General features: G+C 36.8%; 20 protein-coding genes. 13 read left to right on the forward strand and 7 right to left on the reverse strand.

What is annotated here, in order from left to right; genetic code table 11:
* Positions 1-26 precede the first annotated feature (26 nt).
* Positions 27-1,928, forward strand: a complete 1,902-nt coding sequence (locus DF947_RS17375) for an amidophosphoribosyltransferase (protein ID WP_109931314.1) — start codon at positions 27-29, stop codon at positions 1,926-1,928.
* A gap of 764 nt (positions 1,929-2,692) precedes the next feature.
* Here the strand turns inward: DF947_RS17375 and DF947_RS17380 are convergent.
* Positions 2,693-3,319: a LysE family translocator gene (locus DF947_RS17380; RefSeq protein WP_109931315.1), complete on the reverse strand. Its 627-nt coding sequence runs from the start codon at positions 3,317-3,319 to the stop codon at positions 2,693-2,695.
* A 143-nt stretch (positions 3,320-3,462) separates the two neighbouring features.
* On the opposite strand from DF947_RS17380, the gene DF947_RS17385 reads away from it, so the two are divergent.
* The 5 genes from DF947_RS17385 (at position 3,463) to DF947_RS17405 (ending at position 9,628) form a co-directional block, all read left to right on the forward strand.
* Positions 3,463-4,896: an MFS transporter gene (locus DF947_RS17385; protein ID WP_109931316.1), complete on the forward strand. Its 1,434-nt coding sequence runs from the start codon at positions 3,463-3,465 to the stop codon at positions 4,894-4,896.
* Positions 4,897-4,961: 65 nt separating this feature from the next.
* Positions 4,962-5,420 carry a deoxycytidylate deaminase gene (locus tag DF947_RS17390; protein ID WP_109931317.1) on the forward strand — a complete coding sequence of 153 codons (459 nt, stop codon included), beginning with the start codon at positions 4,962-4,964 and terminating at the stop codon, positions 5,418-5,420.
* Between the two features lie 160 nt (positions 5,421-5,580).
* Positions 5,581-7,110 (forward strand): glutamine-hydrolyzing GMP synthase, encoded by a 1,530-nt coding sequence (guaA, locus tag DF947_RS17395; RefSeq protein ID WP_109931318.1) that lies wholly within the window; start codon positions 5,581-5,583, stop codon positions 7,108-7,110.
* Positions 7,111-7,213: 103 nt separating this feature from the next.
* Positions 7,214-8,431 (forward strand): ABC transporter substrate-binding protein, encoded by a 1,218-nt coding sequence (locus DF947_RS17400; RefSeq protein WP_109931319.1) that lies wholly within the window; start codon positions 7,214-7,216, stop codon positions 8,429-8,431.
* Positions 8,432-8,461: 30 nt separating this feature from the next.
* Positions 8,462-9,628 carry an RsmB/NOP family class I SAM-dependent RNA methyltransferase gene (locus DF947_RS17405; RefSeq protein ID WP_109931320.1) on the forward strand — a complete coding sequence of 389 codons (1,167 nt, stop codon included), beginning with the start codon at positions 8,462-8,464 and terminating at the stop codon, positions 9,626-9,628.
* A gap of 263 nt (positions 9,629-9,891) precedes the next feature.
* Here DF947_RS17405 and DF947_RS17410 read toward each other — a convergent pair whose 3' ends face one another.
* The 3 genes from DF947_RS17410 to DF947_RS17420 form a co-directional block, all read right to left on the reverse strand.
* Complete coding sequence (locus DF947_RS17410; protein WP_109931321.1) at positions 9,892-10,458, reverse strand: MarC family protein; 567 nt, start codon at positions 10,456-10,458, stop codon at positions 9,892-9,894.
* 107 nt (positions 10,459-10,565) lie between these two features.
* Positions 10,566-12,086, reverse strand: a complete 1,521-nt coding sequence (locus DF947_RS17415) for an amino acid permease (protein ID WP_109931322.1) — start codon at positions 12,084-12,086, stop codon at positions 10,566-10,568.
* Between the two features lie 116 nt (positions 12,087-12,202).
* A complete protein-coding gene (locus DF947_RS17420) occupies positions 12,203-14,494 on the reverse strand; it encodes a sodium-translocating pyrophosphatase (protein WP_109931323.1) in 2,292 nt (763 codons plus the stop codon).
* A 328-nt stretch (positions 14,495-14,822) separates the two neighbouring features.
* Here DF947_RS17420 and DF947_RS17425 point away from each other — a divergent pair, with 328 nt between their 5' ends.
* The 5 genes from DF947_RS17425 to DF947_RS17445 all read left to right on the forward strand — a co-directional run bounded on the left by DF947_RS17425 (position 14,823) and on the right by DF947_RS17445 (position 21,108).
* Complete coding sequence (locus DF947_RS17425; RefSeq protein WP_109931324.1) at positions 14,823-16,259, forward strand: APC family permease; 1,437 nt, start codon at positions 14,823-14,825, stop codon at positions 16,257-16,259.
* A 405-nt stretch (positions 16,260-16,664) separates the two neighbouring features.
* Entirely contained in the window at positions 16,665-17,612 is a 948-nt protein-coding gene (locus DF947_RS17430) for a TIGR01212 family radical SAM protein (RefSeq protein WP_109931325.1), read from the forward strand.
* A 346-nt stretch (positions 17,613-17,958) separates the two neighbouring features.
* Positions 17,959-19,353: an ammonium transporter gene (locus DF947_RS17435; protein WP_109931326.1), complete on the forward strand. Its 1,395-nt coding sequence runs from the start codon at positions 17,959-17,961 to the stop codon at positions 19,351-19,353.
* A 36-nt stretch (positions 19,354-19,389) separates the two neighbouring features.
* The gene (locus DF947_RS17440; RefSeq protein WP_109931327.1) at positions 19,390-20,409 is read left to right on the forward strand and encodes a porin; all 1,020 of its coding nucleotides are present in this window, start codon (positions 19,390-19,392) and stop codon (positions 20,407-20,409) included.
* 120 nt (positions 20,410-20,529) lie between these two features.
* A complete protein-coding gene (locus DF947_RS17445) occupies positions 20,530-21,108 on the forward strand; it encodes a DUF4468 domain-containing protein (protein ID WP_109931369.1) in 579 nt (192 codons plus the stop codon).
* 780 nt (positions 21,109-21,888) lie between these two features.
* Here the strand turns inward: DF947_RS17445 and DF947_RS17450 are convergent.
* The 3 genes from DF947_RS17450 to DF947_RS17460 are packed head-to-tail and all read right to left on the reverse strand — an operon-like array spanning position 21,889 to position 23,438.
* Positions 21,889-22,359, reverse strand: a complete 471-nt coding sequence (locus tag DF947_RS17450; protein ID WP_109931328.1) for an SRPBCC family protein — start codon at positions 22,357-22,359, stop codon at positions 21,889-21,891.
* Between the two features lie 31 nt (positions 22,360-22,390).
* Positions 22,391-22,915, reverse strand: coding sequence for a TlpA family protein disulfide reductase (locus DF947_RS17455; protein ID WP_109931329.1), 525 nt, complete (start codon positions 22,913-22,915; stop codon positions 22,391-22,393).
* 49 nt (positions 22,916-22,964) lie between these two features.
* The gene (locus tag DF947_RS17460; RefSeq protein ID WP_109931330.1) at positions 22,965-23,438 is read right to left on the reverse strand and encodes a ribonuclease H-like YkuK family protein; all 474 of its coding nucleotides are present in this window, start codon (positions 23,436-23,438) and stop codon (positions 22,965-22,967) included.
* A 218-nt stretch (positions 23,439-23,656) separates the two neighbouring features.
* On the opposite strand from DF947_RS17460, the gene DF947_RS17465 reads away from it, so the two are divergent.
* Positions 23,657-23,875, forward strand: a complete 219-nt coding sequence (locus DF947_RS17465; RefSeq protein ID WP_109931331.1) for a hypothetical protein — start codon at positions 23,657-23,659, stop codon at positions 23,873-23,875.
* 49 nt (positions 23,876-23,924) lie between these two features.
* Entirely contained in the window at positions 23,925-25,229 is a 1,305-nt protein-coding gene (locus DF947_RS17470) for a DEAD/DEAH box helicase (protein WP_109931332.1), read from the forward strand.
* Positions 25,230-25,431: the final 202 nt, after the last annotated feature.

Here is a 25,431-nt window from a genome sequence, read left to right on the forward strand (position 1 = left end):
AACTTTGCGGCTTCATAACCCACACAATGAGTGATCAGATAAAACACGAATGCGGAATCGCTTTTATTCGCCTGTTAAAACCACTTTCTTACTACCAGCAAAAGTACGGTACAGCACTTTACGGCCTTAACAAATTATACCTTTTAATGGAAAAACAGCACAACCGGGGCCAAGATGGCGCTGGTATTGCAACTATTAAATTGGATATGAAACCCGGCAGTAGGTACATTAGTCGATACCGAAGCATGGCTTCGAATGCGGTAGCAGATATCTTTGAATACGTCCAGAACAAGTTCGTAGATATTCAAGAAAATACACCTGAACTGATGCAGGATACAGAGTGGCTCAAAAACAACGTAAGCTTTATTGGCGAGGTGTTAATGGGCCATTTGCGTTATGGTACGCATGGTAAAAATAGCATCGAAAACTGCCATCCTTTTTTAAGACAAAACAACTGGATGACGCGTAACCTCGTTATTGCGGGTAACTTTAACATGACTAATGTTGATGAGTTATTAGAGCAATTGTACGAGTTGGGTCAACATCCAAAAGAGAAAGCCGATACGGTTACCGTTCTTGAAAAAATCGGACACTTTTTAGATGATGAAAATCAAGAGCTTTTTGATGCTTATAAAAAAGATGGACACGATAATGTTTCCATCACCCATAAAATATCTGACAACTTAAACATCGCCAATATTCTACGCCGTTCGGCAAAAACTTGGGATGGTGGTTATTCGATCTGTGGCATGGTTGGAAATGGGGATTCGTTTATTATGCGAGATCCAGCAGGAATTCGTCCGGCATATTATTATTATGATGATGAAATTGTTGTAGCCGCTTCAGAAAGACCGGCACTTCAAACCGCATTTAATATTCAGTTTAAGGATGTTAAGGAAATTGATCCGGGACATGCCTTAATTATCAAGAAAAATGGTGAGGTAAGCATGGAGCAGTTCCGTGAACCTACCGAAAGGTTATCATGCTCGTTTGAACGCATTTATTTCTCTAAAGGAAGTGATGTAGAGATATATCAGGAACGTAAACAATTGGGCCGCTTACTTTGTGATCAGGTTTTAAAGGCCGTTGGTCATGATTTAAAAAACACGGTATTTTCGTTTATTCCGAACACCGCAGAAGTTGCCTTCTTTGGTATGGTTGATGGTGTAAACCAATACGTTCGAAACCATCAGAAAGATGTTCTATTAAATAAAAAGGAACAACTGAGCGATGTTGAACTTGATGAGCTTTTATCGATGACGCCTAGGGTAGAAAAACTTGCCGTTAAGGATGTTAAGCTTCGTACGTTCATCACTCAAGATGCCGATCGAGGCGAAATGGTGGCGCATGTTTATGATACGACTTACGGAATTATCAAAAATCACCAGGATACTTTGGTTGCTTTGGATGATTCAATTGTTCGTGGTACTACGTTAAAGCAAAGTATCATTAAAATTGTAGATCGTTTGCACCCAAAGAAAATTATTATTGTTTCTTCTGCGCCTCAAATCCGTTATCCAGATTGTTACGGAATCGATATGAGCAGAATGGGCCAGTTTGTGGCTTTCGATGCTGCGATTCAATTGTTAACAGAACGTGGCATGTGGCAGGTAATAGAAGATGTTTATACAAAATGTAAAGCTTCGTTATTGCTTCCGAAGGAAGACATTATAAATCACGTTAAGGAGATTTATAAGCCATTTAGTCCGGAAGAAATTTCGGCTAAAATTGCACAGATTATCACGCCAAAGGGAACTGTAGCTGAGGTGGAAGTTATTTATCAAAGTTTAGAGAACCTGCACAGCGCTTGTCCGAAAAACAAAGGCGATTGGTATTTCTCTGGAAACTATCCAACTCCAGGTGGCAATAAGGTTGTAAATAAGGCTTTCGTTAACTGGAAAGAAGGAAATAATCAAAGGGCTTATTAAACAATAAATCTCTTAAATATATCTTATTATTATCTAGTCGTAGCATCTCGCTACGACTTTTTTTTTGCTTCATTATTTACTAGGAAAAAGAAGGTTTTGTAGATTTAATAACCACCCCCGGCCCCTCCTTGAAAATAAGGAGGGGAGTGCCCCTCATAGTTTTTAATTTTTCTTTGCTTTATCCAGTCGTAGCATCTCGCTACGACTTTTTTTTTGCTTCATTATTTACTAGGAAAAAGAAGGTTTTGTAGATTTAATAACCACCCCCGGCCCCTCCTTGAAAATAAGGAGGGGAGTGCCCCTCATAGTTTTTAATTTTTCTTTGCTTTATCCAGTCGTAGCGTCTCGTTACGACTTTTTTTCATTAATTGTTTCCCACAGATAAAGAAGATTTCCGCGGATTAAACAGTATAATTTAACCCTCATCTAGTCTTAGCGACTCGTTACAGCTTGTTTTTCTGCCTCAATATTTCCGCAGATAAAGAAGATTTCCGCGGATTTTTTTATCATTGGGCTCTTTATATAAGGAGAATTATTGATAACCATCCCCAACCCCTCCTTGAAAATAAGGAGGGGAGTGCCCCTCATAGTTTTTAATTTTTCTTTGCTTTATCTAGTCGTAGCGTCTCGCTACGGCTTTTTTTTCATTAATTATTTCCCGCTGATAAAGAAGATTTCCGCGGATTAAACAGTATAATTTAACCTTTATATTTCAAAACCTCAGGTTGTGAATCGCCTCAATTTGAATTGAGCTGTTGAGGAGATTAAGCGTAAAATTTGAGATAAGTTTTAGCAATTAGCCAAAATGCAAAGAAAATAATGATTACGCCTGCGATTTTGTTGAGTTTTCGTAGTGCATCTTCTTTAATCTTGTACCGAAGTTTACTAGAATAATAACTTTTTGCGCCATCGATACTAAGCTGGGTGGCCATTGCAATAAAGAAGCAAACGAGTTTTTCGTTCAGCATATTATTGAGTTTAACGGAGATGATTCCGCTTACAATAATCCAGAACATTAAGGTTGATGGGGTAAGGATGCACATTAAAAAACCTTTGATTAGATAACCCCTTTTACTTACTTTTTGAAGCGTGTTGCTTTTGTAGTGGATGGAGATTTTAGAAACCAGATAATAAATCCCTACCGCTAGTAAAAAGACCCCTCCAATAATACCAACGTACTTATCGAAGCTGGCTTTGTAATCAAAAAACTGACTACCGAACAGGACTAAGGCAATTAGGATTACATCGCTAATAATTACACCAATAGCTAAAGAAAAACCAGCTTTAAAGCCTTTTTCTATACTGGTTTTTATCATTGCAAAAAATACCGGACCTGTTAAAAACGACGAAATAATTCCTGCCCCAATACCTAATAATATGGCTTCAAACATTCATTGTATTGTTTATAATATGCGAATATGCAATTTTAAAGCTAAACATCTAACATTTTTTTTTGTTGCATTAGTTGCATAAAAGTTACCCTTTTTTAATTTTTTTTTAATTATGTTTAGCCCCACTAAAACTAAATTTAAAAATGAGTTCAGAACAAGCACAGACCAAGTGGGGGCAATTTATTCCCTTAGTTACCGTATTCTTTTTTTGGGGCTTTGTAGCCGCCAGTAATGATATTTTAATTCCTGTATTTAGAAAGGCATTTGATTTATCTCAAGCAGAGAGCCAGTTGGTTTCCTTAGCCTTTTACATTGCTTATACCGTTGGTGCATTAATTTATAATGGAATATCTGTTGTAATTAAACAAGATATCGTTAACAAACTTGGGTATAAAAACTCTTTGGCGCTTGGTTTAGTAATTTCTGCCTTAGGTACATTGCTTTTTTACCCGGCAGCTAATTTGCACTCGTTTCCATTAATGCTTTCAGGCTTATTTATTGTAGCCTTAGGTTTTTCTTTACAACAAACGGTAGCAAATCCCTTAGCTATTGCTTTAGGGCCAATTAGAACCGGTTCGCAACGTTTAACTTTAGCCGGTGGGATTAACAATTTTGGTACAACAATAGGGCCATTGGTTGTAAGTTTTGCCATTTTCGGTTCTGCAGCCAATGCAACAACAGATATCAGTATTGAAAGTGTAAAAATTCCTTATTTAATTTTAGGTGTTGCATTTATTGCCGTAGCTGTTTTCTTAAAATTATCTTCTCTTCCAGATAGACCAGCCTTGGTTGAAGCAAAAATTGATGACATTAGCCAAAAAGGTTCTGCATTGAAATACCCACAATTGGTATTGGGGATGATTGCTATTTTTGTTTACGTTGGTGTTGAGGTTTCTACCGCAAGTAATTTACCTGCTTACATGGAAAAAGATCTGGGTTTTGCCATTAAAGATATTGCGCCTTACATTTCCTTGTATTGGGCAAGTATGATGATTGGTCGTTGGACGGGTGCGGTTGAGGCTTTTACCGATAATGTTAGTACACAAAAAATATTAAGATTCATTGCGCCATATTTGGCTTTTGGAATTTTCTTAGCTGTAAACGCAATTGCCAAACATGATCTTGCTCCATTTTATGTTTATGGACTAATTATATTGGTTTTAATCGTAGCAGATATGGCCAGTAAAGGTAACCCTGCAAGAATGCTTTTGATTTTTTCTGCAATAGGTATTACCGCGTTGTTAATCGGAATGTTTACTACAGGTATGGTGAGTGTTTATGCCATTACAAGTGTGGGTTTATTCTGTAGTACATTATGGCCTTGTATATTTACCCTAGCAGTAAGCGGATTGGGTAAACACACCAGTCAAGGTAGTAGTTTCCTAATTATGATGATTATGGGTGGTGGTATCATCAGCTGGTTGCAGGGCGCTGTTTCTGAATTTACAGGAATACAATATAGTTATGTAGTGGGCATTATCTGTTTTGCTTATTTGGCATTTTATGCTTGGAAAGTAAGCGGAATATTAAAATCGCAAGGAATTAACTTCGACCAAAAAATTGCTGGCGGACATTAATTTTTATAAACTAATTTTACGGCCACAGATTGATTCATCTTTCTGTGGCTTTTTTGATTTTTTACATGACAGATAAACCAAGTTTCGACACAATTTTTATGAATCTTGCCACCGATTTAGCTGCTCGTTCACACTGTGTCCGTGCGCATGTAGGTGCCGTTTTAACCAAGGATACCAGAATTATTTCTATCGGATATAATGGCCCGCCTGCAGGAACACATAATTGTGATGAAGAATGGCCAGAGCATGGTTGTGCGAGAGATAGTAAAGGAAGTTGCTCATTGGCACTTCATGCAGAAGAAAATGCAATTTTATACGCATCAAAAAATGGTTCAAAGATAGAAGGCTGTACCCTTTACACTACTTTATCGCCTTGTATAGCCTGTGCAAGACTAATTTTATCATCTGGAATTAAACTGGTTTATTATTCAAAATCTTATGCAGCTTATAAAGGTTTGCCTAGCGATGAAGGCGTGGATTTTTTAAGAAAGTTTGGTGTAGAGGTTAAATTGATTGAATCGTAGTTGAATTGGTTAACTGTTAAATTGGTTAATTGTTTGAATAGATTAAGTGTTGATTGTTGAATGACATAATGAAAATTTAACGCTGAAAATTTAGTGCTTAAAGGATAACAAATAGGCAATAAAACAATTTAACAATTCCTTTTTTTCTCTATCTTTGCGGATGCAAGAAAAAATCATTATCGTCGATTTTGGTTCGCAATTTACACAACTCATTGCCCGTAGAGTACGCGAATTAAATATTTACTGTGAAATATATCCATTCAACAATCTTCCTGAGATTACTTCAGATGTAAAAGGAATTATCTTTTCTGGTAGTCCATATTCTGTTCGCCAGGATGATGCTCCTCAGATTGATTTAACTCAATATCATTTAAAATACCCATTATTAGCCGTTTGCTACGGTGCACAGTATATTGCACAGCAATCTGGCGGTCAGGTTCAAGCCTCTTCAACACGCGAATACGGTCGTGCTAACTTAAATTTTGTAAATCAAGAGAACAAACTTTTTAAAGGAATCAATATCGATTCTCAGGTTTGGATGAGTCATGGTGATACCATTACCGATATGCCCGAAAATGCAGAATTAATTGCAAGTACAGAAAGTGTAAAAGTTGCAGCTTATCACATAAAGGATTCTGATACTTATGCGATTCAGTTTCACCCAGAGGTTACGCACAGTATCGATGGAAAAGTTCTATTAGAAAATTTCCTGGTTGATATTTGTGGATGTAGCCAAGACTGGACTTCAGCATCGTTTATCGAAACTACAATTGCCGAATTAAAAGCAAAATTAGGTGATGATAAAGTTGTTTTGGGATTATCTGGCGGTGTTGACAGTAGTGTGGCTGCGGTTCTTTTGCATAAAGCAATCGGTACAAATCTTCATTGTATTTTTGTTGATAATGGCCTATTGCGCAAAGATGAATACAACCAAGTGCTTGAGCAATACAAACACATGGGTTTAAATATTAAAGGTATTGATGCTAAAGATCGCTTTTTAAGTCAGCTGGCTGGATTAAAAGATCCAGAATTAAAACGAAAAGCCATCGGCCGTGTTTTTATAGAGGTTTTTGATGATGCCGCACATGAGGTTACTGGTGTAAACTGGTTGGGTCAGGGCACAATTTATCCTGATGTAATTGAGTCTATTTCGGTTAACGGACCATCGGCTACCATTAAATCGCATCATAATGTTGGCGGTTTGCCAGATTTTATGAAGCTAAAAGTGGTTGAACCGTTAAATACTTTGTTTAAAGATGAAGTGAGAAGAGTGGGTAAAGCCTTAGGCATTGACGATGTGATTTTAGGTCGCCATCCTTTCCCAGGGCCAGGTTTAGCGATCAGAATTTTAGGTGATGTAACGGCGGAGAAAGTTGAAATTTTGCAACATGCAGATTCTATTTACATCAATGAATTAAAAAATGCAGGTTTATACGATAAGGTTTGGCAGGCAGGGGCAATCTTTTTGCCAGTTCAATCTGTTGGGGTAATGGGCGATGAACGTACTTATGAAAACGTAATCTGCTTACGTGCTGTCGAATCAGTTGACGGTATGACAGCTGACTGGTGCCACTTACCTTATGATGTTTTGGCGAAAATTTCAAACGAGATTATCAATAAGGTAAAAGGGATTAATAGAGTTGTGTATGATATTAGTTCAAAACCACCCGCAACAATAGAATGGGAATAATTAATGGCCGATTTGCCTTAAGGTTCTCAATTTAAAAAATAAACAAAATATGCTAGTGAGGTAAATAAACTTTACTAGCATATTTTTGTTAAAACATCTGGTTATGCGTTTTAAAAATAGATTTTGGTTATTCTTTTTATTGGGTCTGGTTTTGGCTGCTTGTTCGCCAAAAGTTAGAACTGTTAAAAAAGAAGCGGAAAAGCCAGTTGAAAAAGAAAAACCAGTAGAAAAAAAACAGCTTAAAAAGTTTACCCAAGCAAATATATCCCTACTTGTTCCATTTAAGCTGAACGAAATCAACTTAAAAACTGCTACAAAAACTGATATTGAAAAGTATGCCATGCCAATTGATTTCTATCAGGGCTTTAAACTGGGCTTGGATTCTGTTGCCGCATCGGGATTAAATTTTAAGCTTAACGTTTTCGATACGCAAGATGATAATGCTCATATAGGCGCATTGTACAACAATGATCGGTTTAGAAAAAGCAATTTAATTGTTGGTCCGGTTTTTCCTGAAGGTGTTAAATACATCTCCAACTATTCTAAGCTCAATAATGCCATTGTCGTTTCGCCTTTGGCAGCTTCTCATCCTTCGGATTTCGACAATCCAAACCTGATTTCTGTTGTCAATAACATCGAACTGCATGGCAAAAAAATTGCCACTTATATCGCAAAGACTTACAGCCCAACAAATACCATCATTGTTTTAATCAATCCGAAGAAAACTGAAGACGAGCAATTTGCTGCGCCAATTAGAAATTACTTTCTGGCCCAAAAAAATATAAAATTCGTCGTTCAGGAATATGCCTCGGCTTATACATTTGAAACGAAGATGATAAAAGGCAAGCAATATGTTGTTGTGGTTGCTTCATCAGATCGGGCTTTTGTTTTGCCGACTATAGAGAAACTTTACAAGCTTAAGAACCTTCCAACGGGAGGATATTCTATTAATTTGTTCGGTCACCCAAACTGGGTTAAACAAAATTATCCAACAGATAAGCTGCAGGGTTTAAATACGGTAGTGAGCTCATCGTACAAAGTTGATTATAAAAATTCGGCAGTGATATCGTTTATCAAAAAATATCGGGCTAAATATGGTTTCGAACCAGGAGAATTTGCTTTTAAGGGCTTTGATGTAGGTTACTATTTTGGTAAGCTTCTTTCTACCTATGGAGAGGATTATTTAGAATACATTACAAAAGAAAAATATAAAGGCCTACAGAATAATTTTTCTTTCATTCATGATGAAAAATTGGGCTATATTAACACCAGCCTAATGTTGTTGCGTTACAAAAACTACGCACTTAACATGATCGAATAATGAATTGATTTATTTCTTTTAATCTGAAATATGAGAGTAGAGCATCAGCTAAAAGCTTTTGAACAAATTTTAAATCGTTACGATGGCAGTTTGCCCCTGCATCGTTTTCTGCCTGCATATTTCAAACAGAATAAACAAATGGGCTCATCTGATAGGAGATGGGCAACAAGGCACATTTACAGCTTTTTTAGGCTGGGTAAAGCTTTATTTAACCACACAGTTGAAGAACGATTAAGTATTGCTGATTTTCTTTGCCAGGAAAATTTAAGTCCGGTAGTAGAAAAAAATCTGCCCGATTTTATTGAGCATGTTACCTTACCGCTAGAAGATAAACTAAAACTAATTGAAATAAAATATCCCGATTTCGATTTAGAAGCAGTATTTCCTTTCCATTCTCATTTGTCAGAAGTAATCAATAAGACTGATTTTTACACCTCATTTTTTAAACAACCGGATCTATTTATCCGCGTTGGGGAAGAAGCTATAGAGGAAATTGTTTCTACCTTAAAGAATCAAAACATTGCTGTAAAGCAAATTAATGCAACTGCATTGGCTTTGCCAAATGGCACAAAGTTAGAAACCATTTTAAAAGAAGGATCTTATCAGGTTCAGGATTTATCCTCACAACACACCGGAACGTACTTTTTGCCCAATAAGTGGGATAAATGGTGGGATTGTTGCGCTGCATCAGGTGGAAAAACATTACTATTGCATAGTTTAGAGCCTGTTATCGAGTTATTGGTTTCTGATCTTCGCGAAAGTGTATTGGTTAACCTTGATGAACGTTTTCGTTTGGCAGGGATAAAGAAATACCACAAAAAGGAGTTGGATCTTTTGCAAAACAATGATCAGATTCTCCATCATTATGCTTTTGATGGGATTATTTTAGATGCGCCCTGTACAGGCTCAGGTACGTGGGGGAGAACCCCCGAGCTGTTAAGTTTTTTTGAGGAACGTAAAATCAGTTATTTTTCAAATATTCAAAAAGGCATTGTTCAGAATGTGGTTAAATATTTAAAGCCCGGAAAGCCCCTAATTTATATTACCTGTTCTGCCTTTGCGCAAGAGAATGAAGATGTTGTGCAGCATATACTTGATACATTACCTTTAACATTAGAAAAGATGGAGTTGATTAAAGGTTATGAAAATAATGCAGACACCATGTTTGTAGCGAGGTTAATCAAAAAGCAAGATTAAATTTTTGGCATTAAGGTATTTGTAGGCTAAAAAGCCTAAGTATGTTCGAACCAAGATTTTAGGTTCTTCTTAATGTATTTTACTGCCTCAATTAAAACTGCAACAGCTCCAATAATCAGTGTATATTCTTCAAAGCCATTCATGATATAAGCTTTATGTTTAGATAAATATACTCAATTTTTGTTACAATATAAGAAAGAGTAAAGCTAAAGACTAAAGCGAAAGGGTAAAAGCCAAGGGCTAATGTAAAGTTTCGTGGGGCATTAAAGTCCGGTATTGTTTCTAAAGAGCTTAATTGCAATTGCCAGTAAGATTACGCCAAAGGCCTTACGCAATATATTTAATCCTGATTTACCAAAGAGTTTTTCCAGCCTGTTGGTGTTTTTCAAAACGAAATAAACAAAAAGCATATTCAATAAGATGCCCACAAGGATGTTCTGCGTGTCGTACTCTGTTTTTAATGATAAAAGAGTCGTCATGGTGCCGGCGCCTGCAATTAATGGAAAGGCAAGAGGAACTATTGATACGGTTTCTGGCGCTTCTTCTTTAAAAATGGTTAGACCCAAAACCATTTCCATTGCAATAAAAAAGATTACAAATGAACCTGCAATGGCAAAAGATTCTACATCAAGCCCAATTACCTTTAGTAGAGATTCTCCTAAAAAAAGAAATAAAATCATTAAGCCTGTAGCCACCAAAGATGCCTTTTCAGACTCGATGTGGCCTGCCTTTCTGCGTAACTCGATTACAACGGGAATGGCACCTAAAATATCAATTATGGCGAAAAGTACCATGGTGGTCGACAGAATCTGACTTAAATTGAATTTCATAGAGACGAGATTATATACAAATGTAGAGCAATTAAATTCATAGCGAAATTATTGCTTATAAAAAAAGCCTCGATTTTTGGTCGAGGCTTTATGATATTTTGTAAATATTAATCTAGTATATCTGGTTTTGGCGGATCTTGTGGGATTACTGTTTTTCCGGTGGTGCGTAAAACAGAATGTTTTGCACTGTACCCGAAGTAAATGATAAAACCAAGTGCTAACCACCCGAATAGTCTTAACCAGTTGGTCCAACCTAATCCAAGAATCATTAAACCGCATGCTAAAACTCCAAGAATTGGAATTAAAGGTACCCATGGAGTTCTGAATTGACGAGGAAGATCTGGATCTGTCTTTCTTAAAATGATCACCGCAATACATACCAGCATAAAGGCAAATAATGTACCAATACTGGTCATATCTCCAACAACATCTCCTGGAATAAAGGCTGCGAACAAACCTACAATAACTAAAATTACTAAGTTGGCTTTGTAAGGAGTTTTAAATTTTGGATGTAAATCGCTGAACATTTTTGGCAATAAACCATCTTTACTCATTGAATAAAACACACGACTTTGGCCTAAAAGCATTACTAAAATAACTGAAGAAAAACCAGCTAGAATTGCAACAGTAACCAGTTTAGCCAACCATCCATAACCCGTCATATATTCGCTAATTGCAGCTACAACAGAAGCTTCGCCACCTTTAGTTCTGAAAAACTCAACTGGAGCGATACCTGTTAAAACGTGGGCAAAAAGGATATACAAAATTGTACAAACGGCCAATGAACCTAAGATACCGATTGGCATTGCTGTTTTAGGATTTTTGGTTTCCTGAGCTGCAGTACTCACCGCATCAAAACCAATAAAAGCAAAGAAAACCGTTCCTGCAGCACCGATAACACCCCAGAAACCACCAAAACTATGGCTAATTCCAGCGTGATCCACATAAGTTGTAGCTGGTGGAATGTATGGATGATGATTAGCCTCGTGAATAAAGCCCCATCCTAATACTATAATCAATACTACGATAGCTACCTTTGTTATTACGATAACGCCATTTACAAAAGCTGACTCTGAAGTACCTTTAATTAAAAGCAAACTTAGTATGCCTACTATAAATAAGGCAGGAAGATTCATAATTCCATTAACGGTTCCATCCGGATGTGACTGAAACGGTGAGTGGCACCATTCATACGGTATGGGCGACATATGTAAAACTTCAACAAGAAGTTTGTTCAAGTATTCGCTCCATGCAATACCAACAGTTGCGGCGCCAACAGCGTATTCCAAAACTAAATCCCATCCAATTACCCAAGCCATTAACTCACCCATGGTTGCATAGGTATAGGTATAGGCACTACCTGAAATTGGAATAGAAGATGATAACTCAGCATAACATAATCCTGCAAGGGCACAGCCAATAGCAGCAATTATAAAACCGATTGTAACAGATGGACCAGCATTTTGAGCGGCCGCTGCGGCAGTACGCACAAATAGCCCGGCACCAATGATAGCTCCAACACCTAATGCGACTAATGCTCCCGCACTAAGTGTACGCTTTAAGCCTTTGGCAGAATCTCCTGCTTCTTCAAGCAACAGATGCATTGGCTTTTTAGTAAATAAACCCATATTATAGTTTTTGTTTAGATTAATTCAGTTCCAAACCTAAATAAAAATTACGGAAAAGTAAAAGGGATTTTGGTTAAAAAATCCCTTTTGCCGTTATTATATCTATGTTTTTACAACTAATTTGTTAAAGTATCTGTTGTATTCTTTAAAGTGTCGATAATTTTGTTGCCCAAACTGTCTATTTTTTGTTCAATTCTAATTTCTTTACGAACTTCTTGCTGATGTTCTCCTACAACTGCCTTAACTGCGATATACGGAGCGATAACTAGTGAAACAATCGACATTAATTTAATCAAAATGTTCATTGAAGGGCCGGAAGTATCTTTAAAAGGATCTCCAACAGTATCTCCAGTTACTGAAGCTTTATGCGGTTCTGATTTTTTATAATGCATTTCACCATTGATCATAACGCCCTTTTCAAAAGATTTTTTGGCGTTATCCCATGCGCCACCAGCATTGGATTGAAAAATTCCCATTAACACTCCAGAAACCGTAACGCCTGCTAATAATCCTCCTAAAATTTCTGCAGAGCTAACGGCAGGGAAAACACCTTTAAAACCGAAACCAACAATAATGGGAACCAATAGGGCAATCGCTCCTGGTAACATCATCTCGCGAATAGACGCTTTGGTAGAAATTGCTACGCATTTTTCATATTCTGGTTTTGCCTTATATTCCATAATTCCAGGAATATCGCGAAACTGGCGGCGAACCTCTTGAACCATATCCATGGCCGCTTTACCAACTGCGGCAATACATAATGCCGAAAATATAAAAGGAATCATTGCTCCGACAAATAAACCTGCCAATACCGGTGCCTTATAAATATCAATTGCACTAATACCTGCCACACCAACAAAGGCCGCGAACAAAGCCAATGATGTTAAGGCTGCAGATGCAATCGCAAATCCTTTTCCAGTTGCTGCGGTTGTGTTACCTACAGCATCCAAATTATCAGTACGTTCACGAACTTCTGGAGGTAATTGGCTCATTTCTGCAATACCACCTGCGTTATCTGCAATTGGACCAAATGCATCAATAGCCAATTGCATAGCCGTTGTGGCCATCATTCCGGCTGCCGCAATTGCGACACCATATAAACCTGCAAATGAATAGGAACAAATAATTCCGCCAGCTAAGACCAAAATGGGTGCAACCGTAGATTTCATACCAACAGATAAACCGCCAATAATATTGGTTGCATGCCCGGTACCGGACTGCTGGATGATTGAATTTACTGGGCCTTTACCCATCGCTGTATAATACTCAGTTATGATGCTCATTAATGTACCTACAACCAAACCAACAAGAATGGCATAAAAAACATCCATACTTGTAAAATTGACACCTCTTAAATGTAAAGTAGCAGGCAACATTGTTTTTACGATAAAATAAGAAGCTATTGCGGTTAAAATGATCGAACTCCAATTTCCTAAATTCAGTGCAGTTTGAACGTTAGAGTCTTCACCCTTAATACGAACAAACCAGGTGCCTACGATAGAAAAGATAATTCCCAAACCACAGATTACCATCGGTAATAAAACTGGAGAGAAACCGCCTAATCCATCAGTATATATTCCGTTTAATTTTTCAACGACGATTTCTTGTCCTAAAACCATTGTTGCTAAAATGGTAGCCACATAAGAACCAAATAAATCGGCACCCATACCGGCTACATCACCAACATTATCGCCCACGTTATCTGCAATGGTTGCAGGGTTGCGAACGTCATCTTCAGGAATACCTGCTTCTACTTTTCCTACCAAATCTGCACCAACATCTGCAGCTTTGGTGTAAATGCCTCCCCCCACACGAGCAAATAGTGCTATGGATTCTGCGCCTAAAGAGAAACCTGTCAATACCTCGATAGCCGTACGCATTTCCACACTATTTGGTGTAATTACATGGAATATCTGTAAAAAAACAATAAATAATCCACCTAAACCTAGCACTGCCAAACCAGCAACACCAAGTCCCATAACGGTACCGCCGGTAAAACTTACTTTTAATGCTTGTTTTAAACTGGTTCTGGCTGCCTGAGTGGTCCGCACGTTTGCCTTTGTTGCGGCTTTCATGCCAATAAATCCAGCGAATGCAGAGAAAAAGGCTCCAATAATAAAGGCAATTGCGATAATCCAGCTGGAATGCATCGGTACACCATTAATTTCGGTAATGGTACCCGAATAGGCTAAAAGGGCAGCAGTAAAGATTACGAAAATACTCAATACTCTCCATTCGGCTTTTAAAAAGGCCATGGCGCCATCGGCAATATAGCCGGCAAGTTCCTGCATGTTCTTGTCGCCAGCATCCTGCTTGTTTACCCAGGCGCTTTTAAACATCATCACAATAATCCCGATAAGGCCCAATGCCGGAATACAGTAAAGTAAATTGTTTTGTAAAAAATCCATAGTTAATATTTGGTTATTGGTTCATGAATTCATCTGTTCATTGAATTAGAACATAGATGTTAGGTGATTTGAATTTATAATTTGGTTATTAGTTTAGCAATATAATAATTTTATTTCCTTGTGGTAAAATAAAAAATGAGAGATTGAGGGAATGGTGGCATGTCGATCCGCATTCGGTTAGACTTAGGCGTTACCAATACCCTTATGTTTAGGCTAAATTCTAGCGCATATTTCTTGTTCAATTAAAATAATACATTCTAACAGAGCTCGATTTATTTTTTTTAGATAAATTAGCCACAAACTAACTAAGCCAAACTAAAACTATAAAATGGAAAAACTACAGGAAAATGAATCTCCCAAGCGGAAATTAGGTCTTTTTGATGCTGCGATGCTGGTAATGGGCTCCATGATCGGAAGTGGTATTTTTATTGTGAGCGCCGATATCATGCGGAATTTAGGTTCTGGCTATTGGTTAATTGTTGTTTGGATCATAACAGGGGTGATGACAGTTGCTGCGGCCATTTCTTATGGCGAACTTTCTTCTATGTTTCCTAAAGCGGGAGGCCAGTATACCTACCTGAAAGAGATTTTTGGTAAAATGATGGGATTTCTTTATGGATGGGGACTTTTTACTGTAATTCAAACAGGTACTATTGCTGCTGTTGCGGTTGCATTTGGCAAATTTACGGCCTACTTAATACCCACTCTAAATGATGCTGCGCCTATTTTTCAAAGTGGCGGGTATAAAATTACCTGGATTCAGATTTTGGCTATTGGTGTGATTCTGCTTTTAACATATATCAATACAAAAGGTGTTGAGAGCGGTAAAATACTGCAGAACATCTTTACAGGGTCGAAAATTATAGCTTTAATTGGCTTAATTATTTTAGGTTTTCTTTTGGTGAAAAATAACTTCTGGACTGGAAACATGAGCTTTGGATGGAAAGCTTTTAATAACCTTAAAACAGATGCAAGCGGGAATTTCTTGAAATCTGGTTGGGAATCTATATCTGGAATGACCATAATGGGCGGAATTGCGGCGGCAATGGTCGGATCGGTATTCTCCAGTGTAGCCTGGGAAAACGTAACCTTTGTTTCCGGTGAAATCGAAAATCCAAAGAAGAATGTAGTGCGTTCTATGGTTTTGGGTACTTCGGCCGTTATGATTCTTTATTTATTAGTCAACTTTATTTACCTCAATACCTTAAACAGAGATAGCATTGCATTTGCCGTAAATGATCGGGTCGCGGTTGGCGCATCCGAACAGATTTTCGGGAGTGGAATTGGTACCATTGTAATGGCTGTGCTTGTCATGATTTCTACTTTTGGTTGTGTAAATGGAATCGTATTGGCTGGTGCGCGGGTTTTTCAAACCATGGCAAAAGATGGGATGTTTTTTAAGGCAGCGCTCGAAAACAATCAGAATGGAGTTCCGGAAAAATCATTATGGATGCAGGGCATCTGGGCATCTGTTTTATGTTTAAGCGGCCAGTATGGTAATCTATTAGATATGATTTCCTTCGTTATCGTTTTGTTTTACATGATAACTGTTTTTGGAGTGATATATTTAAGATTAAAAAAACCTAATTTGGAAAGACCATACAAAACATGGTTGTATCCAATTACACCAATTATCTATTTATTGATTGGCGCAGCATTCTGTATTTTACTGCTCATTTATAAACAGCAATACACATGGCCTGGACTAATAATCGTTTTGCTTGGGGTTCCGGTTTATTTTTTCATTAATAGAAAAAATGCATAGATCAGGATTTACAAGATAGAATTGCTCAATTGGAGATCGATTTTTGAAAAGCAAAAGCATCGCTTATCGGTTTCGATAGCCCCGCACTTGCTGCAATCTTTTTGTTAATGGTTGTGCAAATTCAAACCTCACAGGTTTTTAAAACCTGCGAGGTTTTTTCTGCAACAAAAAGTATTTCCGTATCGTTCGGGTTTAATTTACTTAAATAGGTGCAAGAAACTTTATTTCTAAACCCGGTATTGCGGATACCGGCTATGTGTGTAAGGCCTGTAGGCGTATGAGCAAATGACGGGACGAACAATAAAATGAAAAACAGCAAGTGCTTTCCATGTAATTATTTAGCTTTTGTAATCTTGATGCTTCTATACTTATATGTTAATACTATTATGTGTATTTTTGCACCAAATGGGAACACAGGTAGATTTAGGCATTAAGGGATATAAAAATTACGGCACGCATTTGCGTGAAAAGTACAATGGTCAACGGGTTTTTAAAACCATAGTTGATGGGGGTTTTACTTGCCCTAACCGAGATGGAAGCAAAGGTTATGGTGGCTGTACGTATTGTAATGTAGATTCTTTTACGCCAGAAATTTCTCGAAAAATGCCCACCATCCGCGAACAGCTGGAAAAAGGAATGGAACGCGGTAAGAATTTTTATAAAGCCGATAAGTTTATTGTCTATTTTCAGCCAAATACCAATACTTATGCTCCGGTACATTATTTAAAAATGATGTATGATGAAGCACTTTCTATCAACACAGAAGATGTTGTGGGTTTTTCTGTCGGTACTCGCCCAGACTGTATCGATGCGGAGAAGGTGGCTTTGTTGGAAAGTTATACCGATCGTTTTGATGTGGATTTAGAAATGGGAATGGAATCCATTTATGATGAAACGCTTAATCAGATTAATAGAGGCTGTAGCCATGGAGAGTTTGTAGAAGCCGTAAAGCTTTTGGAAAACAGCAAGCTAGATTTATGCGTACACACTATTTTTGGCTTTCCCTGGGAAACTAAAGAAATGATGTTGGGTTATATTCATGAAATTAATCGCTTTCCTCAAATCAAATTTGTTAAATTCCATCACCTGCATATTGTTGAGGGCTCTATAATGGGCGTTAAATATAAAAAAGAACCTTTTAAACTGTTTACGCTTGAAGAGTATACGGATTTGCTTTGTGAATTGATACCCTTATTGCGCCCCGACATTGTTATTCAGCGCTTATTTGGAATTTCTGACTGGGATTTATTAATTGCACCGAATTGGGGGCTTAATAAATCATCAATTCAGACTTATATTGATAAAGAAATTGAAAAAAGAGGCGTTGTTCAAGGTTCTCAGTATTTTTCATAGAAAACTAGTTTTTATTCAAATTTTTTTGAAAACCCATGAAATTTCATGGGTTTTTTGTTTTTAAAGATGTTTTTTATGGTAATTTTTTAGAAATTATTGATAAAATATTATAATTCTATTGTAAAATGACATTTTCGTTTTGTCAAAAACAAGCGTAATTCTGGCTCGTTTTTTTTGTTAATTGTATTTTTTTATTATTTTTTTGCTTGGTTTTACAAAAATTCAATCATTTTGTTAGAATATTTCTAATATATAGTGTAAAAATTACAATATGTTGTATTTTTATAAAAATTAAATGGACTGAAATCAATTATTTAATCAATACAAACAAATAAAACTAAAAACTATGAGTAAATTTTCCTTAAAACAGGTTGCGCCGTTCTTGGTGCTAACTATTGTGGCGATTGCTGCGATATTTGTTCCCGCTTTACCGAATTATGATGTAGGTAAGTATAATGCTGCGGATGTAGCTTGGGTAATTGTTGCAACCGCGTTGGTATTTTTAATGACTCCAGGCTTGGCATTCTTTTATGGTGGTATGGTGCACAGAAAAAATGTGTTATCTACAATGATTAAAAGTGTTGTTGCAGCAGGTGTTGTATCTGTATTATGGGTAGTAGTTGGTTTTAGTTTAGCTTTTGGTAAAGATATCGGTGGCTTTATTGGTGATCCTTCTACATTCTTTTTCTTTAAAGGTGTAAATTCTGGAGAACCTTGGAGCCTGGCGCCAACCATTCCATTAACCTTGTTCGCATTGTTTCAATTAATGTTCGCGATCATCACTCCGGGATTGGTAGTTGGTGCTGTTGCAGAACGTATCCGTTTTACATCGTACATTTTATTTACGGTTCTTTTTGGTTTACTTGTTTATGCGCCATTGGCTCACATGACTTGGAGTCCAGATGGTTTATTAATGAAAATGGGTGTGTTTGACTTTGCCGGCGGTACAGTGGTACACATTTCTGCCGGTATGGCTGCTTTAGCAGGTGCATTGGTGTTAAAACGTAGAAAAGCACACTTAGATCATAAAGAAATTCCACCAGCAAATATTCCTTATGTATTAATTGGTACAGGTTTATTATGGTTTGGCTGGTTTGGTTTTAACGCAGGTTCTGCTCTTGGCGCTGGTTCTTTAGCCGTTTCTGCTTTCGCTACTACAAACGTTGCGGCTGGTGCAGCAGGTTTATCATGGATGTTCTTCGATGTACTTCGCGGTAAAAAACCTTCAGTATTGGGTTTCTGTATTGGAGCAGTTGTAGGTTTAGTTGCCATTACTCCTGGTGCAGGTTACGTAGCCATTCCACAAAGTATTTTTATTGGTGCTTTTGCAGCTATCATTTCCAACTTAGTGGTTTACGGAAAATCTAAAACTACCATTGATGATACTTTAGATGTGTTTCCTTGCCATGGTGTTGGTGGTATTGTTGGGATGATTTTAACTGGTGTTTTTGCTACCAAAACTGTAAACTCTGCAGGTGTAGATGGTTTATTGTATGGTAATCCAGATTTCTTCTTCACTCAATTAAAAGGTGTGGCCATTGTTGTTGTGTTCAGTTTCGTCGTATCTTTTATCATTTTCAAATTCATCAACTTAATTCAACCAATCCGCGTTTCAGATGAAGAAGAGGAATTGGGTCTTGATGCATCGCAACATGATGAAAAATATTCTCAAGGTACTTTGTTGGTAGAAGAGAAAGCTGTTTACATCGAAAAGAATAGTCCAGTTCAAGAATCTATCTAAGAAATTTATATATCTAAACCCCCAATCCGCTCAAACATGAAGAAACTTTTAACCGCTATATTTGCTATAGCTAGCACTACGTGTGCCCTGGCGCAAGAGACGCCAACATCACCACTTGAAATTTCAGGGTCGGTTGATACTTATTTTAAATATGACTTTGCTAAACAACCAAACAATATTTTAACCTCATTTGCTTCTGATCATAATTCAGTTTCATTAGGAATGATTGATTTGGCACTGAAGAAAAAAACCGGTAAGGCTTCTTTTGTTGGTGAGCTTTCTTTTGGTCCGAGAGGTCAAACGCAATCTATTCCAGATGCTGCAAACGGAAATTCGTCTTTCCATATCCAGAATTTGTATATCAATTATGATTTCTCGGACAAATTTGCAATGACTGCAGGTTATATGGGCACATTTATCGGATATGAAGTTATTTCTCCGGTTGGAAACTTTAACTATTCTACATCTTATTTATTTACAAGCGGACCATTCCAGAATGCAGGGATAAAAGCGACCTACAAATTCTCTGATAAAGTGAGTTTAATGGCTGGTTTATTTAACGACTGGAATGTTTACAGTGCAACCCGTGGTGTATCAAGCGTTGGCGGTCAGTTAATGGTTGCACCGGTAGAAGGCTGGACGGCTTATCTAAACGTATTATCTGGTGCTGGCGGTGGTGGTTACGGTACTATCGAAGATTTAACAACTTCATACCAAATCACCGAGAAATTTAAGTTAGGCTTAAATGCTGCAAATTATGATATCGATAACGATGGTGGCGGTTATTCTGGAGTAGCATTGTATCCTCAATATGCTGTTGGAAGTGCAGTTATCTTAGGCTTAAGAGGTGAGTATTTTAAAACAAAAGATGTTGGTGCAGTAGAAGGTACAAAATATACAGCTGTAACATTAACGGCCAATATCAAATCTGGTGGTTTAACTTTTATTCCAGAGGTAAGACTTGACCATAATGGCGATAAACCGTTCTTGAAAAATAATGGATTATCTGCTCCAAATGCAAGTCAGTTCTCTTTAGCTGCGGTTTACGCTTTCTAAAAAATAATTGATTTCGTTAAGGCCGTCAGCTTTCTAAAACTGACGGCTTTTTTGTTGAAACAAAAATTGATTTCTTGCTATTAATTTATACATTTAAGCTTTATGGGAAACCTTTTATTGATGAAAAAATATTTAATCTTAGTTATTCTTTTGGCCAGTTTTGCCAAACTTTCTGCACAACAAAAACAGCTTCCTTTAGATGATCGCGGAAAATATATTTATTATGAAGTTGTTGAGGCTAAGGCCGTAAGTAAAGATAGTTTATTGGAAAGGGCAGGATATTTTGTAAATAAATTTTATAATAAATCAATGAAAGCAGAATCTTCAACAGATTCTTCTATCCTGGCCAGTGGAACCCTGGTAATTGATAAAACGCTTTTGGTTGCTGGACATCCAAGCGGAGAAGTTAAATATAATTTTACGGTAGAAATGAGATCCGGAAAGTATAGATTCTGGCTCACCGACTTTGAGTATATCCCTTATCAACGTGATCGTTATGGCAATTTTGTGGCTACCACAAACATTGGAACACCTTTGGAAAAAACGCCAGGCAAATTAAACTCGGGCCAATGGAAAGATATTCTTGGAGGTGTATTTGTAAAGGCGACAAAATTTGGAGAAGATTTTAAGAAGGTTTTAGCAACCTCTCGTTCGGAAAAAAAAAAGAAACAGGAAACCATTTCAACTAAAAAATGGTAGGATTATAATTTTTTATAGGTACTACACCTCAGATCACCTTAGTCATTTATAATATCCCGATTTTTCCTTGGCTGTTCTTAGGTTTCCAAGGAGGTGAAGAGTTCATGTAAATAAATATAGAATAACCACCTAAGACACCTCAGATCACCTTAGTCATTTATAATATCCCGATTTTTTCTTAGCTGTTCTTAGGTTTCCAAGGAGGTGAAGAGTTCATGTAAATAAATTTAGAATAACCACCTAAGACACCTCAGATCACCTTAGTCACTTATAATATCCCGATTTTTCCTTGGCAGTTCTTAGGTTTCTAAGGAGGTGAAGAATTCATGTAATAAATTTAGAATAACCACCTAAGACACCTCAGATCACCTTAGTTACTTATAATATCCCGATTTTTCCTTGGCAGTTCTTAGGTTTCTAAGGAGGTGAAGAGTTCATGTAATAAATTTAGAATAACCAACTAAGACACCTCAGATCACCTTAGTCATTTTATATATCCCGATTTTTTCTTAGCTGTTCTTAGGTTTCTAAGGAGGTGAAGAGTTTATGTAAATAAATTTAGAATAACCACCTAAGACACCTCAGATCACCTTAGTCATTTATATCCGATTTTTTCTTAGCAGTTATTAGATTTCTAAGGAGGTGAGGAATTTATGTAAATAAATTTAAATAACCACCTGAGACACCTCAGATCACCTTAGTCACTTATAATATCCCGATTTTTTCTTAGCTGTTCTTAAGTTTCTATGGTGGTGAAGAATTATAAGATAAATCTACCTTTTAAGGAAGTTTGCCGAAAAGCGCTTCAACTTTTTTGTATCTGAAATCAAAAATTTCATTTATTTTTTTGCTTACCATTATGCTATTGGCAATCAATCCAATTGGCCCATAACCAATGCTGTAGTGTAAAATATCGTGCATCAAAACACCTCCATCTATGGTTTCGAAATGATGGTTGTGGTGCCAAAAAGCAAACGGACCGAATCTTTGCTCATCTATAAAATACTCTTTGTCCTTAACGTGCGTAATTTCGGTTACCCAATTTAATTTTATCCCAAATAGGGGAGAGACTTTGTAGGTAATGATCATGCCTGGGTACATCTTAATGCCTTCCATATTCGGAGAAGTTACATCAAATGTCATGTCTTTGGGCGTAATTTCTGATAGGTTAAGCGGTGATGAAAAAAAATCCCAAGCGGTATCTAAATCAACCGGTATTTTCTGCGTAAACTCTATTCTGTAGGTTTTCAATATTTCTGTTTAGTGATTAACAGCAAATTGGCTATTTTGTTGAAGATGTATTTAATTTTTCCTGAATTATTTTAACCAGTTCCTTAAATTCTTTTTCTTCGTAACCCATAGATTGATAAATAATTTTTCCATTTTCATCAATCAAAATATTTCGCGGAATAGACTGTTTAGCAAACTTGCTGAAAATAGAGCGGTCAGCATCTGGTAGGATTGGAAAGGTAAAACCCTTTTTGGCCTTGTAAGGAATTAATTTGTCCCAACCTTCTTCACGCCCAAATACAAAGAATGCGAATTTTTTATTGTCTTTAAATTTTTCCCAAATCTCTTTTTGTGCCAATGGAAGTTCAATATTACATGGCGGACACCAGGTTGCAAAGAGATTTATTAAGATTAGTTTGCCCTTATAATCAGATATGCTTACCGTTTTTCCTTTCTCAATTTCGAAACCGAAAGCCGGAACGGCATCACCAACTTTAACATAAGAATCTTTATCAGCTTGAGCAAATGCTGCAGCAGCGCAAGCCAAAATAAATAGTGATAGGAATATCTTTTTCATAACAGGGATTTTATGAATTAAAGATACTCCTAAATAATTTCATTTAAAACTAATGCACCATTTTATCTGCGCAGGTAGAACTCGCAAAAGCTTCTGGTTTAGCTTTGAAAATAAAACCCATACTTAAAATGTAGCCCATTGCATCGTTAAGGGCTTTATTAGATTTAAATGATGGACTTGTGTTAATATCTGCATGTACTTCTAATGCCACGTCGTAGATGTCCAGCAAATCGCAGATGGAATAAGCAGTCTCGATGGATTTTTGAACTTCCATCAGCATTCTTTCCTTAATGCTAACCTGTTGGGCGCTTTTTTCTTGATGGATGTACATAAAACCTCCGTGGTGTTCTCTTAATAAAACGATTACGGTCGCAAAGTCAGTTATGGCGCCTTTAACTTGCGAGTCGGTTCCGATGCAGACTTTTAGTTTGTAGCCGTTTTCTGTTTCTCTAATAATTGCTTGTTCTACTTCTTCTAAGATTGATGATTGGATGATCTCACCACTAAATTTTTTCCAGGTCATACACGATGTTGTTTTTTGAGGTTAACAAATGGTAATCAGGTTTTTATAAAAATAAGCGCTAAAAATTAAATCCGTGTTAAGTGCAAGTTGTTTATTTGCTAACAAAAACTTAGTTATCAACAAGTTAATCAATCTTTACGGAATAGATTTCATCTTTATTGAAACAATTATTTAGGGCAGTCGTTCTATTAGGAGTATTCAGCTAAATTGATCACGTTATGAGAATCGAATTAATTCAGGAATTGGAGTTATTACAACAAAGCAGAGCAAACAAATTTGCAGATGAACTGGCAGACAGGTTTTTAACTTCTGTTGATGCCGTAAATGAAAAGCTTGCTTCATCTTTATCAAAAAGGGGAAACATGTTGCTTATGCTGGAAAAGAGACTAAATTTTAAAACTCTTAAAAAATTAAGGAACAAATATTTCAAATACTAATTATTTCGCCTGAAATAGCTAAGTGCAGAAATGCTTATCTTTGTAGCAAATGATAGAGAATGCGCTCAAGAGATTAAATATTTCTGCACTTAACGAAATGCAATATGCATCAATAAAATCGGCTAAAACCGGTAACGATGTGCTGCTTATTGCCCCTACGGGTTCTGGAAAAACCCTTGCCTTTTTATTGCCCTTAATAAATAATTTAAAGGCTGAAGTTAAAGGCGTTCAATCTCTCATCTTAGTTCCATCAAGAGAACTGGCGCTACAAATTGAGCAGGTTTTTAAACAGATGGGTACGCCCTTTAAAGTAAACTGCTGTTATGGTGGCCATGCGGTTCGAATAGAGAAAAATAACCTGGCACATCCGCCAGCAGTTTTGATTGGTACCCCTGGCAGAATTGCCTATCACTTGGAACATCGTAATTTTGATGAATCTTTTATAGAAACGTTAATATTGGATGAATTTGATAAGTCTCTAGAGTTTGGATTCGAAGCAGATATGTCTTATATCATTGGTTCGTTGTTGTCTTTAAAGCAAAGAATTTTAACTTCGGCCACTAAAATGGAAGAGATTCCAGCTTTTGTAAAGCTTAATAAACCAGCTGAGGTAGATTTCTCGAAAAATATTCAGGCTAAACCAGACTTAAAGTTAAAGAAAGTTATTGCACCAGCTGCCGATAAACTTGAAGTTTTATTTAAACTATTAAGTAAAATTGGAGGCAAAAACACTTTAGTTTTTTGTAACCATAGAGAAACCGTAGATAGGATTAGCGATTTACTTTTTGAACACGGTTTAGGACATGATGTTTTTCATGGCGGTATGGAACAGATCGATCGGGAGAAATCCTTGTTGAAGTTTAGAAACGGAAGCCATAAAATTTTGATCACGACAGATTTAGCTGCCCGTGGTTTGGATATTCCGGAAGTTGAACACATTGTGCACTATCAACTGCCTTACACAGAAGACGCTTACATTCATAGAAACGGTAGAACTGCACGCATGCACGCTAAAGGTACTGCTTATGCCGTTTTAACTGAAGAAGAACATTATAAATATTTGCCTGAACATATAGAGGAAGAGTTTTTGTCTGATCAATATAAATTGCCAGAACAAAGTGATTGGCAAACTTTATATCTTGCACATGGCAAGAAAGACAAAATTAATAAAATTGATATTGTTGGCTTATTTTTGCAAAAAGGCGGTTTACAAAAGGAAGATTTAGGATTAATTGAAGTTAAGGATACAACCAGCTATATAGCCGTAAAAAGAAATAAAGTAGAAAAATTACTTAAAATTTTGCAGGGCGAGAAAATAAAAGGCAAGAAATTGAAGTTAGAAATAGCGAGTTAGGTTGGTTAATCGGTTAATTGGTCATTGGTTAACTGGTTAATTGGTAAATTGGTCATTGGTTCGCTGGTCATTGGTTCGCTGGTTCATTGGTTAATTGGTCATTGGTTAATCGGTTAATTGGTCATTGGTTCATTGGTTCATTGGTCATTTGTTGATTGAAAAATGGGCAATAATTTGGGCAATTGATTAATGAATTACAGAT

The organism is Pedobacter paludis, assembly GCF_003173575.1.
In the GTDB taxonomy this organism is placed as follows: Bacteria; Bacteroidota; Bacteroidia; order Sphingobacteriales; family Sphingobacteriaceae; genus Pedobacter; species Pedobacter paludis.